The sequence below is a fragment of the Exiguobacterium sp. FD-YE-25-4 genome, assembly GCF_057004685.1.
The window spans coordinates 2,654,346-2,667,684 of the sequence record NZ_CM168041.1 but is presented as its reverse complement, the minus strand read 5'-3'; the positions used below and the strand labels follow the sequence as shown (position 1 = coordinate 2,667,684).

16 protein-coding genes and 2 riboswitches are annotated in these 13,339 nt (G+C 54.4%); of the genes, 13 read left to right on the top strand and 3 right to left on the bottom strand.

The window, feature by feature from the left end:
- Positions 1-65 precede the first annotated feature (65 nt).
- Positions 66-167: riboswitch (SAM riboswitch) on the bottom strand.
- A 205-nt stretch (positions 168-372) separates the two neighbouring features.
- Positions 373-475: riboswitch (SAM riboswitch) on the top strand.
- A gap of 81 nt (positions 476-556) precedes the next feature.
- From mtnK to AC13H5_RS13635, 5 genes are read left to right on the top strand one after another with little or no spacing between them, the layout of a single operon-like run.
- On the top strand, positions 557-1,711 hold the full coding sequence (gene mtnK, locus AC13H5_RS13655; protein ID WP_034779435.1) for an S-methyl-5-thioribose kinase: 1,155 nt from the start codon (positions 557-559) through the stop codon (positions 1,709-1,711).
- Positions 1,708-2,742, top strand: coding sequence for an S-methyl-5-thioribose-1-phosphate isomerase (gene mtnA / locus AC13H5_RS13650; protein ID WP_034779432.1), 1,035 nt, complete (start codon positions 1,708-1,710; stop codon positions 2,740-2,742). The genes mtnK and mtnA overlap by 4 nt, the downstream gene beginning before the upstream one ends.
- The gene (locus tag AC13H5_RS13645) at positions 2,735-3,811 is read left to right on the top strand and encodes a sugar ABC transporter substrate-binding protein (protein WP_483546029.1); all 1,077 of its coding nucleotides are present in this window, start codon (positions 2,735-2,737) and stop codon (positions 3,809-3,811) included. The genes mtnA and AC13H5_RS13645 overlap by 8 nt, the downstream gene beginning before the upstream one ends.
- A complete protein-coding gene (locus tag AC13H5_RS13640) occupies positions 3,811-5,184 on the top strand; it encodes a sugar ABC transporter ATP-binding protein (RefSeq protein WP_483546028.1) in 1,374 nt (457 codons plus the stop codon). The genes AC13H5_RS13645 and AC13H5_RS13640 overlap by 1 nt, the downstream gene beginning before the upstream one ends.
- A 1-nt stretch (position 5,185) precedes the next feature.
- Positions 5,186-6,187 (top strand): ABC transporter permease, encoded by a 1,002-nt coding sequence (locus AC13H5_RS13635; RefSeq protein WP_483546027.1) that lies wholly within the window; start codon positions 5,186-5,188, stop codon positions 6,185-6,187.
- A gap of 9 nt (positions 6,188-6,196) precedes the next feature.
- On the opposite strand, the gene AC13H5_RS13630 is transcribed toward AC13H5_RS13635, so the two are convergent.
- On the bottom strand, positions 6,197-6,682 hold the full coding sequence (locus tag AC13H5_RS13630; RefSeq protein ID WP_483546026.1) for a GNAT family N-acetyltransferase: 486 nt from the start codon (positions 6,680-6,682) through the stop codon (positions 6,197-6,199).
- Positions 6,683-6,761: 79 nt separating this feature from the next.
- Here AC13H5_RS13630 and AC13H5_RS13625 point away from each other — a divergent pair, with 79 nt between their 5' ends.
- Positions 6,762-7,142 carry a VOC family protein gene (locus tag AC13H5_RS13625; RefSeq protein ID WP_034779425.1) on the top strand — a complete coding sequence of 127 codons (381 nt, stop codon included), beginning with the start codon at positions 6,762-6,764 and terminating at the stop codon, positions 7,140-7,142.
- Positions 7,143-7,170: 28 nt separating this feature from the next.
- Here AC13H5_RS13625 and AC13H5_RS13620 read toward each other — a convergent pair whose 3' ends face one another.
- Complete coding sequence (locus AC13H5_RS13620) at positions 7,171-7,476, bottom strand: winged helix-turn-helix transcriptional regulator (protein WP_138858700.1); 306 nt, start codon at positions 7,474-7,476, stop codon at positions 7,171-7,173.
- 117 nt (positions 7,477-7,593) lie between these two features.
- On the opposite strand from AC13H5_RS13620, the gene AC13H5_RS13615 reads away from it, so the two are divergent.
- From AC13H5_RS13615 to AC13H5_RS13585, 7 genes are all read left to right on the top strand, one after another.
- Positions 7,594-8,085: a lactoylglutathione lyase family protein gene (locus AC13H5_RS13615; protein WP_021066026.1), complete on the top strand. Its 492-nt coding sequence runs from the start codon at positions 7,594-7,596 to the stop codon at positions 8,083-8,085.
- 2 nt (positions 8,086-8,087) lie between these two features.
- A complete protein-coding gene (locus AC13H5_RS13610; RefSeq protein ID WP_483546025.1) occupies positions 8,088-9,068 on the top strand; it encodes a zinc-binding dehydrogenase in 981 nt (326 codons plus the stop codon).
- A gap of 49 nt (positions 9,069-9,117) precedes the next feature.
- Complete coding sequence (locus tag AC13H5_RS13605; RefSeq protein ID WP_483546024.1) at positions 9,118-10,227, top strand: threonine aldolase family protein; 1,110 nt, start codon at positions 9,118-9,120, stop codon at positions 10,225-10,227.
- 168 nt (positions 10,228-10,395) lie between these two features.
- Positions 10,396-11,592: an NAD(P)/FAD-dependent oxidoreductase gene (locus AC13H5_RS13600; protein WP_483546023.1), complete on the top strand. Its 1,197-nt coding sequence runs from the start codon at positions 10,396-10,398 to the stop codon at positions 11,590-11,592.
- Between the two features lie 18 nt (positions 11,593-11,610).
- Complete coding sequence (locus AC13H5_RS13595; protein ID WP_483546022.1) at positions 11,611-12,168, top strand: hypothetical protein; 558 nt, start codon at positions 11,611-11,613, stop codon at positions 12,166-12,168.
- Between the two features lie 79 nt (positions 12,169-12,247).
- Entirely contained in the window at positions 12,248-12,370 is a 123-nt protein-coding gene (locus tag AC13H5_RS13590; protein ID WP_256440861.1) for a helix-turn-helix domain-containing protein, read from the top strand.
- A gap of 31 nt (positions 12,371-12,401) precedes the next feature.
- Positions 12,402-12,773 (top strand): YidH family protein, encoded by a 372-nt coding sequence (locus AC13H5_RS13585; RefSeq protein WP_021066029.1) that lies wholly within the window; start codon positions 12,402-12,404, stop codon positions 12,771-12,773.
- A gap of 44 nt (positions 12,774-12,817) precedes the next feature.
- Here the strand turns inward: AC13H5_RS13585 and AC13H5_RS13580 are convergent, their stop codons facing one another.
- Positions 12,818-13,318: an SRPBCC family protein gene (locus AC13H5_RS13580; protein WP_214753603.1), complete on the bottom strand. Its 501-nt coding sequence runs from the start codon at positions 13,316-13,318 to the stop codon at positions 12,818-12,820.
- Positions 13,319-13,339 lie beyond the last annotated feature (21 nt).

The following is a 13,339-nucleotide window of genomic DNA, read 5'->3' as shown; positions in this document are numbered from 1 at the left end:
TCCTCCTTCCAGGCAAACAAAAATGACCCCATGCCGAGGCAAGAGGTCATCATAAAAAAAATGAACTCTTATCTCTCAGCTTACGCTGCAAGAATTAGCACCGTGCCATCTCTGGTCGGTTGCTGCGACATCATCGGGCTTGTCCCTCCGTCTGCTCTTGATAAGAATGTGATTTGAAGTTGTGAAATTTAATTGAATTTTTGCACAGAATCGTCACATCGTCAATTCCTTTTTTTCCAAAAAAAATATTTTGGAAAGTTGTTTCCATATATGCACAAAAAAAGACGAAGTTGCATCGGGAAATTGCCGTTGACAATCGTGACGTCGAGTCCGTAATATTCAGCACATAAGTTCACCGAATCGAATAAACCACTCTTATCGCGAGTTGGCAGAGGGAATTGGCCCGATGACGCCGCAGCAACCGACCACTAGGCACGGTGCTACATCCACCAGACGAATGTCTGACAGATGAGAGGAACAACCAGTTTGGCTGTGCCTCTTTCTCGCGGAGAAAGGGGCTTTTTTTGTGGGCAACGTACAGGAAGGGGAAAACATTATGTCATATCAACCATTTACAGAACAGACCGTCGTCGAGCATGTGAAAACGTTGGGGTTAATCGAAGACGGAGGCATCACGCATTGCGAGGAGATTGGGGACGGCAATTTGAACCTCGTTTTCCGCATCCGACAAGGCGAAACGAGTCTCATCGTCAAACAAGCGCTCCCATATGCGAAAGTCGTCGGCGAAAGTTGGCCGCTCACACTTGAACGGGCGTGGATCGAGCAGTTGGCGTTGCGCGAATTCGCCAACGTCGTCCCTCGTTTCGTGCCAGTCGTGCTTGGCAGTGACCGCCCGCTCGCCTACACGATTTTAGAGGACCTGTCAGATTTTGAGATTGTTCGGACTGGCTATTTGGAAGGGAAAACGTATCCTGAACTGGCCCGCCATGTCGGTGAATTTTTAGGCGAGACGCTGTTCGCGACGTCGGATTACGCGGCCGGGCCGATCGCGAAGAAGCGGATTGAACGTGACTATTACAACCCGGAACTGTGTGACATCACCGAGAAACTCATCTTCACCGACCCGTTCAAAGACGCGGAGTCGAACAACATCGAGACGGCGCTGCGAGAAGATGTCGAACGCCTTTGGCAAGACCAAGCGCTCAAAGTCGAGGTGACGAAACTGAAAGTCGGCTTTGTCACGAAACATGAGGCACTCCTGCATGGAGACTTACATACGGGCAGCATCTTCGCGACTCAACAAGAGACGAAAATCATCGATCCAGAGTTCGCGTTTTACGGACCGTTCGGCTTCGACCTCGGCCAAATCATCGCCCATTTGACGCTGTCGACGTTCCATGACCCGCTCAAACGCTTCGAGCGTTTCACGGACGTCTTGACGGTGTGGGAGACGTTCGAGAAGACGTTTCGGGCCAATTTTGAACGCGCCGTCGAGCCGTTCAACACGGACGGTTTCGTCGACGAGTTGTTGCGGACGATTTTCAGCGACACGATCGGCTACGCCGGTTGCGAACTCATTCGCCGTGCCGTCGGACTGGCCGGTGTCGCCGATCTCGAGACGTTGCCGGAAGCGACGCGGCTCGAACGAAAACGTGACGCGCTCGCCCTCGGGACGGCGCTCATTAAAGAACGCCACAGCGTCGAATCGATTGACGACTTGGTGACACTCCTGTCGGGGGTGCGCGTATGACGGTCCAAAACATCCGTTTCCATTCACAGACAGACGAACTCATCGTATTGGATCAGACGTTGTTGCCGCATGAAGAGCGGTACGTGACGATTGAGACGCTCGAACAGGCCGAACATGCCATCGAGACGCTCCAAGTCCGCGGCGCCCCGGCCATCGCATACTTCGGGGCGTTCGTCCTCGCCAAAGAGGCGGGCCGGTTAGTCGACGATCCGGACTTTACGCGTCGGCTCGACCTCGTCGGACGCCGCTTGATCGCGACCCGGCCGACGGCGGTCAATCTGCAAAACGTGATCGAATCGCTCCTTGATTTAAATGTCGGGGACGACTTCGAGGCGATTGCCGAGGAAATCAAACGCCGCGCCATCGCTTTGTACGACCGGGACGTCGATACGTACCGGGCCATCGGCGAGCATGCACTGACGGTGTTGCCGGCCGGGGGGAACGTGTTGACGATTTGCAACGCCGGTGCCATCGCGACATCGCGTTACGGGACGGCGCTCGCCCCGTTTTACGTTGGAAAAGAACGCGGTGTATCCTTCAACGTCTTCGCCTGTGAGACGCGGCCGCTCCTGCAAGGGGCACGCCTCACCGTCTGGGAGCTCGACCGGGCCGATATCGACGTGACGCTCATCACGGACAATATGGCGGCTTGGACGATTCAGTCGAAACGAGTCGATGCCATCATCGTCGGAGCCGACCGCATTACACGGACGGGGCACGTCGCCAATAAAATCGGGACGTTGCAGCTCGCCGTCCTCGCCAAGCATTACGGCATTCCGTTCTACGTCGCTGCGCCGCATTCGACGTTCGATTTGACGGCGGATGACACGATTGAAATCGAGGAGCGGAACCCGTCAGAAGTCACACATATCGGTGGTCAACCGACGGCGCCCGTCGGCATCACCGTCTTCAATCCGGCGTTCGACGTCACGACGCCCGATCTCATCACCGGACTCATCACCGAGGCGGGTGTGTTCGAACCGACAGAGGCCGCCATCACACATCATGTAGGGGGAACGATTCATGTCTAAAAAACTCTTGATTTTGTTATTCACATTCGTCTTGGCGCTCGTCGGTTGCACGAACGAGCAAGCGGCCCCATCGAAGCCGGCCGAGAAGACGGCAGAGACGAAACCCGTCTCGGTCTCGAACGGGACGTTGCCAAAAGATATCGATGTCGCCCTCATCATGCAGATGTCGATCGGGACGTTCTCGTCGCAGTATATCAATGGGGTGACGGAACAAGTCGAATCGTTCGGCGGCAACGTGAAAGTGTACAACGCCGACAACGATCTGTCGAAGATGGCGAGTTACGTCGACACGGCGACGACGCAAGGCGTCGATGTCATCTTGATTGACCATGGCCGCGCCGATGCATTGAAAGAACCGGTCCAACGCGCACTCGACAAAGGCATCAAAGTCGTCGCGTTCGACAATGATTTGACGAACGACGGGGTGACGGTCATCGACCAGGACGACTATTCGCTCGCTTGGCGTTCGCTCAAGGCACTGGCCGAAGATTTGGACGGCGAAGGCAAAATCGTCACGATTTGGGTCGGTGGCTTCACACCGATGGAACGACGCCACACGATTTATGATGCGTTCTTGAAACGCTACCCGGGCATCACGGAAGTCGCCAAGTTCGGTTCGGCGACGAACAATACGGCGCTCGACACACAGAGCCAGATGGAAGCGATCTTGAAGAAGTATCCGGAAGGCGAGATTGATGCCGTATTCGCGATGTGGGACGAGTTCGCCAAAGGGGCGAGCCGTGCCATCAAACAGGCCGGACGCGATGAAATCGCCGTCTATGGCATCGATTTGAGTGACGAAGACCTTCAACTCATGCAAGAGGACGGCAGCCCGTGGAAAGTGACGGCGGCGACGGATCCGGCTGAAATCGGACGGATCCAAGTCCGTTACGCGTATCAAAAACTGGCGGGTGAAGAGACGCCGTCGATTCATTCAGTCGATCCGTATCTCGTCGACCGTGACGTCTTGCGGGACGAAAAAGTGACGATGGACGACCTCGGCCAATACGTCCCGAACTGGGGCGTGTCAGACGCGGCCTGGTCGGACTGGATGAAAGGGACGGACTGATGTTACGGCTGGAACGCGTCACGAAACGTTATGGCGACGTCACCGTGCTCGACGATGTCAACTTCACGCTCCGACGTGGCGAGATTCATGGCTTGCTTGGATTGAACGGGGCCGGAAAGAGCACGCTCGTGAAGCTGTTGAGTGGCGCCATCACCCCCACATCCGGGACGATCGAGCTCGATGAGACACCGGTCACATTCACACCGGCCGAGGCGATACGCCGTGGGATCATCACGGTGTCGCAAGAAGTCGATGACGCCCTCTATCTCGATTTACCGATTTATGAAAACGTCGTGCCGTGGCAGGCGGTCGAACGGATTCGTCCTCGTGAGCTAAAACAGCGAGCGGCCACCTACTTGGAGCGCGTCGGACTGGATCTTGATGTGACCGAACCGGTCGGACGATTCCCGCTCAGCGTCAAGCAACGTGTCTTGATTGCCCGGGCGCTCGCGAGTGATGCGGCTTACCTCTTGCTCGACGAACCGACGGCCGCACTGTCGACAGATGATGCGACGTCACTGCTCAAATTACTGCAGTCGCTCGCAGAGGACGGTGTCGGCATTCTTCTCATCACGCACCGGTCGGACGAACTGTCGCGCGTCACCACGACGACGACGTTCCTCCGGGACGGGCGCATCGCTTACGAAGGGCCATTTCAGGCATTGTCAGAACAGGAGATCCATACGTATTTGAGCGGATCCGACATGGCAGAAGCGGTAGTGAAAGCCGTTCCGGAAACCGAGATGCGGATTCAGGCAGAGCTCACGTTACCGACGTTCGGGACGAAGCTTTCGTTCACGGCGTATAAAGGTGAAGTCGTCGGCATCGGCGGCGTCACTGGGAGCGGGAAGACGGAGTTGATCGAGGCGCTATTCGGTCTCTCCGGCGTTGAACAACAGATGACGTTGGAGGGGAAACCAATCAAGATTCGTGAACCACGTCAGGCGGTCCGGTCCGGGTTCGCCCTCGTACCGGAAGAACGCCGGAAACAGGGGCTTTTCCTCGACGATTCGATTGAACGGAACGTCCTCGCGATTGAAGGGAAGGCGAACGCAATCACACGCGTCTTGGCCTCGCTGCGAGTGAGATACGACCAGGTCGGGCAACCGGTCCGAGAGCTGAGCGGGGGGAATCAACAAAAAGTCGTCCTCAGCAAATGGCTCCTCGAGGACCGGGACGTCTATTTGCTAGACGAACCGACGAAAGGCGTCGACGTGACGGCGAAACGGGATATTTATGAACTAGTCACCCGCCTCGCGAAAAGTGGAAAGACTGTCATCTTTACGTCGAGTGAACCGCATGAACTAGAATTGATCGCCAACCGGACGCTTTGGCTCGACCGCGGCCGTTGGCAACAGAAAGGAGGGGTTTAACATGGCCCAACTCGTCATCAAACAACGCACGAAACGCTTCAGTGGCATCGGTCAATACGGGACGTTGTTCGCGATTCTCGCACTCATCGCCGTCTTCGGCGTGACGAACGACCAATTTTTGACGTACGCGAACTTCAGCGACATCATCAAGTCCGTGTCAATCGTCTCGCTGCTCGCCCTCGGGGTGACGTTCTCGCTCATCGTCGGCGGATTCGACTTATCGGTCGGCTCGACGGCGAGCCTCGCGACAATCGGGGCGGCGTCGAGTCTCGTGTTACATAGTCAAGAACTGCTCGTCGCTTTGCTCGTCCCGATTGTACTCGGCGTGCTCGTCGGGCTGTTGAACGCGCTCGTGACGATCAAGTTCCGGTTACCGGACTTGCTCGCGACGCTCGCCATCATGTACGTCATCAACGGGGTCCAATTGACGTATACGAAAGGTTTTTCAATCTACGACAACATGCCGATTGAAGGAGGGACGGCACCGGGACGTTTCATCCCGTCGTTCCTCTTCATCGGCCAAGGTTCGATCGGTCCTGTCCCGTTCGTCGCCATCTTGATGATTCTCTTCTTCGCCGGGGCCCATCTATTTTTGACGTATTCGAAGACGGGACGCGAATTTTATTACGTCGGCTCGAACGTGGAGGCGGCCCGCCGCTCCGGCATCGCCATCACGCGTATCAAGCTGTACGCGTACGTGTTGAGTGGTCTGTTCGCGGCCATCGGCGGCATCATCTTGGCGTCACGCATCGGTACCGGACAAGTATCGGCCGGGGCACCGCTGTTGATGGACGCCGTCGCGGCCGCCTATATCGGCTACGCCGTCTTCGGGACCGGACGACCGAACGTCGTCGGTACGTTGATCGGTGCCATCTTGATTGGGATTTTGCTGAACGGACTGACGATGTGGGACGTGCCATATTACGCCCAAGACATCGTCAAAGGCACAATTTTGATAGCGGCGCTCGGCTTGTCATACATCCAAAAGAAGCAGCTCACATAGGAAAAGTCCTCAGAACGGTTGGTTCTGAGGACTTTCTTGACGTTCCATTTGGATGAAGGTGAACGTGCTACCGTTCGTCGGTTGTTGAAACGAACCGGTCTGCGTGAACCCGCACGCCTCATAGACACGGATTGCCCGCACGTTGAAGGCGGCGACGGACAAGGTGATGCGATGAGGTGAGTACGTCGCTTTGACGAAGTCGAGAATCGATGTGACGAACGCTCGTCCGTTCCCGTTCCCGGTCAAATCGGGCTTCATGCCGAGCCCGATATCGACCGTCTCGGCATCCGCTTGCGCGACGCTCACGAAGCCGACCAATTCCTCGTCTGAGGTGATGGCGAACGCCGACTGTTCGCGCTGTTCGACGTCTAAAAATTCGGCCAAATCGTCCTGGTCGGCCTCCATATCATAAAACGCATAATCGCCTTCGTAATGCCACGTGTAGGCGATCGTTTCCGCCTGTGGCTGGGTCAGGACAGCGAATTGATGGGTCATTTGAATTTCCTCGTTTCACGAGCAGGATGTAGTGCTACACTCATCATAGCACCACCAACTTGGAAAATGAGGTGATTACATGGGAATCAAGCTAGATATGATTGGCATCGTCGTCGAAGACATGAAACGGGCGCTCGATTTTTACCGTTTGCTCGGCCTGTCGATCCCGGAAGCGATGGATGGGGAAGCGCACGTCGAAATCGATGACGGCGGTGTCCGGCTCGCCTTCGATACGGTCGAAGTGGCGGAGTCGGTGTATGGAGAATGGAAACCGGCGACGGGGCACCGGGTCGAACTTGCTTTCTTGTGCGATAGTCGGGATGAACTGGATGCGCGCTATGAAGCGATCGTCGGACAGGGCCATGCCTCGCACCGCGAACCGTGGGATGCGTTTTGGGGACAACGTTACGCCATCGTCATCGATCCGGACGGAAACCTGATCAGCCTATTCGCAGCATGACAAAACCCGCGCCGGATTCGGCGCGGGTTTATTCGTCGTGTGTCTCGCCCCAAGAGCAGAGCGCCTTCATGGCTGGTTGCAGGCTGAGTGCGTCCTCGGTGAGCGAGTATTCGACGTGAAGCTGTTTCTCGGTCGAATAGTCGATGCGGCGGACCATGCCAAGTTGTTCGAGTTCACGGAGTTGGTCGGTCAACACTTTACGGCTGACGTCGGGGATGGCGCGCTGAATCTCCGAGAAGCGGCGCGGGCCGTTCTCGAGCGTACAGTACACTTGAGGCCGCCATTTACCGCCGATGATATCGAGCGCCTTATTGACGGGGAACGGGGTCGTCATGTTCAATTCGCCTCGCTTTCGGGTAGTTACTTGAATGTGCGTACTATTTTTATTGCTTCGATGAAGGTATCGTATCGTTATCCAACAAATTGAGCAAACAAAAAGGAGCGGATGACAGTGACTTATCCACGTACATTCTCACATATCGGACTATCGGTCCCGAGTGTGACCGAAGCAGTGAAATTTTATGAGGACGTGATGGGCTGGTACACCATCATGCAACCATCAGACGTCGTCGAAGACGACTCGCCGATCGGTGTCATGTGCACGGACGTATTCGGACCGGGCTGGGGCAGCTTCAGAATCGCCCACATGTCGACGGGTGATAAGATTGGCATCGAGCTGTTCGAGTTCCCAAACAATGAGAAGCCGGAGAATAATTTCGAGTTTTGGAAGACGGGTATTTTCCACTATTGCGTCCAAGACCCGGACATCGAAGGACTCGTCGAGAAAATCGTCGCCCATGGCGGAAAACAACGGATGCCAATTCGGGAATATTACCCGGGCGATAAACCGTACCGGATGGTGTATTGTGAAGACCCGTTCGGCAACCTCGTCGAAATCTACTCGCATTCCTATGAACTGACGTATTCGGAAGGAGCGTATTGAGCATGAAGGCTTGGCTACTTGATCAACCTGGATTAGAACATCTACACATCGGTGAGGTGGAGCGGCCGACACCAGATGCGGGCGAACTGCTCATCAAAGTCGAAGCGGTCGCGTTGAACCCGGTCGACTATAAAGTCGGCACGAACGGCAACCCGAACTGGTCGTACCCACACATTCTCGGCGTCGACCTCGTCGGGGAAGTCGTCGAAGTCGGTTCGAGCATCGCCAATATCATTACCGGTTCACGTGTCGCCGTCCATACGAGTCTTGGAAACAACGGCGGCTTCGCCGAGTATGCGGTCGTCGATGCGCGTGCTTGCGCCGTCGTCCCGCCTGATGTAAGCGATGAGGCCGCTGCGGCCATCCTCTGTGCCGGCATGACAGCGTATGAGGCTATCATGCAGAAGTTGAACACGCGCGACAAAGAGACGATTCTCGTCCACGCCGGAGCGGGAGGAGTCGGTGGTTACGCGATTCAACTCGCCAAAAAACTTGGGCTTAAAGTGTTCACGACCGCATCGCCGGAAAACTTTGACTGGGTCACATCACTCGGTGCCGATGTCGCCATCGACTACAACGTCGAGGACGTGACGGAGAAAATCATGGAACTGACAGACGGTCGCGGTGTCGACCTGATTTTGAACACGGTCGGACGCGATGTGGCGACGGCCGATCTCGACCGGCTCGCATTCAGTGGACAGCTCGCTTATATCGCCGGTCCACCTGACATGTCGAACATGAAAGGGTTCACGCTGTCACCGTCGATTCATGAAGTCGCCCTTGGTGCGGCCCATGCGAGTGAGAACGAGCTGGCCATCCGTAACTTGTCGTATATGGCCGAAGAGATGATGAAGCTGCTCGAGGCGGGTGAATTGAACGACCTCGTCACGGATGTGTTGCCATTTGAGCAGTTAAAAGATGGTTTGGAACAGTTACAAACACGAAAAGTACGCGGCAAATTAATCGTCCGCATGCGCGGCTAACTGATGGCCTCCTGTCTATGGACAGGGGGCTTCTTGTGGAGGGGATGACATGGATTTACGGACATCGTATCAACAGACGTCACATCAGCTGAGTGGTCACGGTCGACGGACCGTCGGCGTGTTGCAACAGGCGTTCGCTGAGGTCGACCCGAATCAGGCGAGCGATCACTACGGGACGGGCGAGGTCATCATGCGGTTCGAGCAAAAAATGGCGCAAGAACTGGGCATGGAGGATGCGATTTTCTTCCCGAGCGGCACGATGGCACAACAAATCGCCTTACGGATTTGGGCGGACGAGACCGAAAATCGAAACGTCGCCTATCATCCGCTCTGTCACTTGGAGATTCACGAACAGGACGGGTTGAAGGAGTTGCATCACCTCGAACCGATTTTAATTGGGGACGACGACCGGTTGATGACGCTCGACGAAGTGAGGGCGTTACCGGACGTCGCTTGCCTGTTGATCGAGTTGCCGCAACGGGAACTCGGGGGCTATTTGCCCCCGTTTAAAGAGCTTGAGACAATCAGTCAGTATTGCCGGGAGCGGGGGATTCGTCTGCATCTCGACGGAGCACGCCTTCTCGAGACGCTCCCGTATTATGGGAAGACGGCGGAGGACGTATGCGCGCTGTTCGATAGCGTCTACGTCTCATTCTACAAAGGCATCGGCGGTATTGCAGGTGCCATCTTAGCGGGACCTAAACCATTCTGTGCCGAGGCGAGAATATGGAAGCGGCGTTACGGCGGTGATTTGATCGGACTATATCCATACATCATCCCGGCCGACTATTACTACGAGCTACGGAAAGACAAGATGGGGACGTATGTCGAACAAGCCAAAGCTCTCGCGCACCGGTTCAATGCGCTTGACGGGGTGTGGACGACACCGGACGTGCCAGTGACGAATATGTTCCATCTTCATATGAACGGCAGTACGGAAGCTGTTTCAAGTTGGATCGAACGTGTCCAGACGGAGACAGGCATCGGCATCACTGGTTATGTCGTGCCGCATGACGGATATTGTTCGACCGAGATCAGTATCGGTGACGGCTTTTTAGAGGTTGACACGGCGCGGCTCGACAGATTGTTCGAGGTACTTTCCATCAACAATAACAACCTCCCATCGAGGAACGATTTTTCGAGTACAGATAAAAAATAGAGAGGCAGAGTGAGAATCATTAACCCTATTATACCCCCTATGGTATAATAGGGTTAATCCATATCGTCCGTGGAAAGATTTATCTTATTAAATGTATACGCTTTCAATTCGGGTGAAGATGTGGGGGAATTCACTGGTTATCATTTATAGAAATGAAAGGGGAACTGCATGATGCGTACACATTATCGAGTCGTCATCGTCGGAGCCGGTACCGGAGGGATCAGCGTCGCCGCTCGCCTGCTTCGCGAAAAACATCATTTAGGCGATGAAGTTTTGTTGATTGATCCTGAAACGAAACACTACTATCAGCCGCTTTGGACGCTCGTCGGAGCAGGCGCAGTAGAAAAAGAAGAGTCGGAGCGGGACATGGCGACACTTATCCCAAAAGGTGCGAAGTGGCTTCAGGACAAGGTGGTCAGCTTCGACCCAGAAACCAATCAGGTCGAAACCGCCGTCAATGGGACGATTCACTACGATTACTTGGTCGTCGCGTCGGGGATTGAGATCGATTGGGGTCGAATCAAAGGGTTAGAAGCAGCGCTCGGCACGAAACAAGTATGCAGCAACTACTCGTATAAACACGTCGACTACACGTGGGATACCCTTAGGGGTTTTGAGGGCGGTACCGCGTTGTTCACGCACCCGGCATCACCCGTGAAGTGTGGCGGAGCCCCACAAAAAATCATGTACTTGGCAGAAGACTATTTTGTGAAAACAGGTGTCCGTGATCACAGTAAAATCGTCTTCGGGTCGGCCAACCCGGCCATCTTTGACGTTGTTAAGTATCGGGAGGCGCTCGAAAAAGTACTCGAACGAAAACGGATTGATACACATTTCCGCGTCAATCTAATCGAGATTCAAGCGGATGACAAACTGGCCGTCTTCGAGAATTTGGATAGTGGTGAAACGTTCGAAGTGCGCTATGACATGATTCATGTCACGCCACCGATGCAAGCACCGGCATTCATTCGAGAGAGCAAGCTTGCAGACGCGGGTGGATGGGTCGATGTCGATATGTACACGCTTCAACATAAACAATATAAAAACGTCTTCGGACTCGGCGACTGTACGAATTTACCAACGTCGAAGACAGGGGCTGCGATTCGGAAACAAGCGCCCGTCGTCGCTAAAAATGTGATTGATCTCATGTATGGTCAAGTCCCGGTCGCGTCGTATGATGGTTACTCGTCTTGTCCAATCGTCACAGGTTACAACAAGCTCATCTTGGCCGAATTCGATTATGAAAAAGTACCACAAGAATCGATGCCGTTCAATCAGGCGAAAGAACGGCACAGCATGTACATCTTGAAAAAAGACTTTCTTCCGGTCATGTATTGGAACGGGATGTTGAAAGGGACGATGTGAAAAAAGGGAGAGAAGACGATGGAACATACCACAACAAAAGATCAGACATTAGAATCTGTTTTGACGCGGCCGGACGTCGAGCAAGCGCTCGTCTCCCTCGTCGAACGGTTGCCCGAGATTGAAAAGTCGCTGCGCCGCCTCGAAGACGCCGTCGATTTCGGGATGGCGACGATGAACGACCGACACGTGAAAGACAAACTCGACACGCTCCTTGACTCGTCGAATTTACAGGTCGAGACGCTCGAGGCTGCGGTCAAGCTCGCTGAGAAGTTGCCGATGTTGCTTCAGGTGACGAATCAGCTTGAACAGGTGCTCGCTTTCGCACAAGACGTCTACGCGGACGAGCAGACACGAGAATTGATTGGTCAACGGGTCGATGAATATGTCGCACCGGTAAAAGAGAAAGCCGACGTCACGCGCGCGATGCTCACAGAAATCCGAACACGGGCCGAAAGCGACGACCGCAACATCACATTGTTCTCGCTCCTTCGTTGGTTGAAAGAGCCATCGGTCCAGCACGGGCTCAAGTATATGCAAGCGACGGTCGACGTATTGTCTGAACAAACAAAAAAATAATGAATTCGGCCGGACGTGGATGCATCACGTCCGGTTTGTGTATTCACAATAGTTGGCATCATTTACCCGCGGGGATATGATGGAAGAAGAAAGAGAACCGGAAGTGATACGTTTGACGATGCTCGGTTGCGGCAATATCGAGATTGGAGAGACACTTGGCATTAGTCTGAAGCCGATCGCGTTATGCTTAAAAAACGGTTGATCGACGATGACAGCTAGAAAGAGGGAGAGTTATGAAACTTGATTTAGAGAAGACGGTCGATTCGCAGTACATCCAGCAACATCTCGCCAACGAGCGGACGTTCCTCGCCTGGATTCGGACGGCCATCACGGTCATCGGAATCGGTTTTCTCGTGACGAACTTCCACTACTATCGAAGTGAAAATTTGAGCGGGGCCGAGCACCAATTGATTACGGCGATCGGCATCTTGTCGATTATTTTCGGCATTGCGACGATTCTCGTCGGGACCCGGTCGTATTTGAAAAAGGTGCATACGATCAACTCTCAGCAGTTCAAGTCAGCGAAGATGAGCCTCGTCGCGCTCGCCATCGGGATGGTGTTCATTTTCACGTTGATTTTGATTGTCAGTTACTTTTTATTTTGACGACAAACAAGCACCGCGCCTCGGATGAGGAGCGGTGCTTGTCGTTATCTGGAGACGATGGCGTCGAGCCGTTCGAGCTGCGAAGAAAAGCCTTCGACGGCCCCCATCTCGACGACTTGCTGGAGCGACTCGGCGTCCGTGAATTCGGAGCGGCTGATGAACAGCGTGCCGTTTGGGATATCGATGAACTCATTGGTAATTGTCATGACGGGAAGTTCTGGATTGACGTGCCCGTCTGCGTCCGAGAACGCATCCGTGTAGACGATTTTTCGATGCGAATCAATCTCGAGAAACGTCGATTTCCCCCAGGACTCCATACCGTAATAGTCGCCTTGATCCTTGTCGACACATGTCATTTTGTAATGCCACGTGCCTCCAGGTTCGAACTCGAACGTTCGAATCTCTGTCTTCCATCCGGCCGGCCCCCACCAGGATTCGAGGTGGGCCGGTGTCGAGAACGCCTCGAACACGAGCTCACGCGGTGCGTTGAAACTTCGTTCGACAACTAACGTGTTGCCTTCGACTTGAGATTTCACTTTTTCCATTGGAAAGACCCCTTTCTCGAG

Coding starts and splice junctions, on each gene's coding strand:
- mtnK (WP_034779435.1), top strand. CDS start 557: ATGTCATATCAACCATTTACAGAACAGACCGTCGTCGAGCATGTGAAA.
- mtnA (WP_034779432.1), top strand. CDS start 1,708: ATGACGGTCCAAAACATCCGTTTCCATTCACAGACAGACGAACTCATC.
- AC13H5_RS13645 (WP_483546029.1), top strand. CDS start 2,735: ATGTCTAAAAAACTCTTGATTTTGTTATTCACATTCGTCTTGGCGCTC.
- AC13H5_RS13640 (WP_483546028.1), top strand. CDS start 3,811: ATGTTACGGCTGGAACGCGTCACGAAACGTTATGGCGACGTCACCGTG.
- AC13H5_RS13635 (WP_483546027.1), top strand. CDS start 5,186: ATGGCCCAACTCGTCATCAAACAACGCACGAAACGCTTCAGTGGCATC.
- AC13H5_RS13630 (WP_483546026.1), bottom strand. CDS start 6,682: ATGACCCATCAATTCGCTGTCCTGACCCAGCCACAGGCGGAAACGATC.
- AC13H5_RS13625 (WP_034779425.1), top strand. CDS start 6,762: ATGGGAATCAAGCTAGATATGATTGGCATCGTCGTCGAAGACATGAAA.
- AC13H5_RS13620 (WP_138858700.1), bottom strand. CDS start 7,476: ATGACGACCCCGTTCCCCGTCAATAAGGCGCTCGATATCATCGGCGGT.
- AC13H5_RS13610 (WP_483546025.1), top strand. CDS start 8,088: ATGAAGGCTTGGCTACTTGATCAACCTGGATTAGAACATCTACACATC.
- AC13H5_RS13605 (WP_483546024.1), top strand. CDS start 9,118: ATGGATTTACGGACATCGTATCAACAGACGTCACATCAGCTGAGTGGT.
- AC13H5_RS13600 (WP_483546023.1), top strand. CDS start 10,396: ATGATGCGTACACATTATCGAGTCGTCATCGTCGGAGCCGGTACCGGA.
- AC13H5_RS13595 (WP_483546022.1), top strand. CDS start 11,611: ATGGAACATACCACAACAAAAGATCAGACATTAGAATCTGTTTTGACG.
- AC13H5_RS13590 (WP_256440861.1), top strand. CDS start 12,248: ATGGAAGAAGAAAGAGAACCGGAAGTGATACGTTTGACGATGCTCGGT.
- AC13H5_RS13585 (WP_021066029.1), top strand. CDS start 12,402: ATGAAACTTGATTTAGAGAAGACGGTCGATTCGCAGTACATCCAGCAA.
- AC13H5_RS13580 (WP_214753603.1), bottom strand. CDS start 13,318: ATGGAAAAAGTGAAATCTCAAGTCGAAGGCAACACGTTAGTTGTCGAA.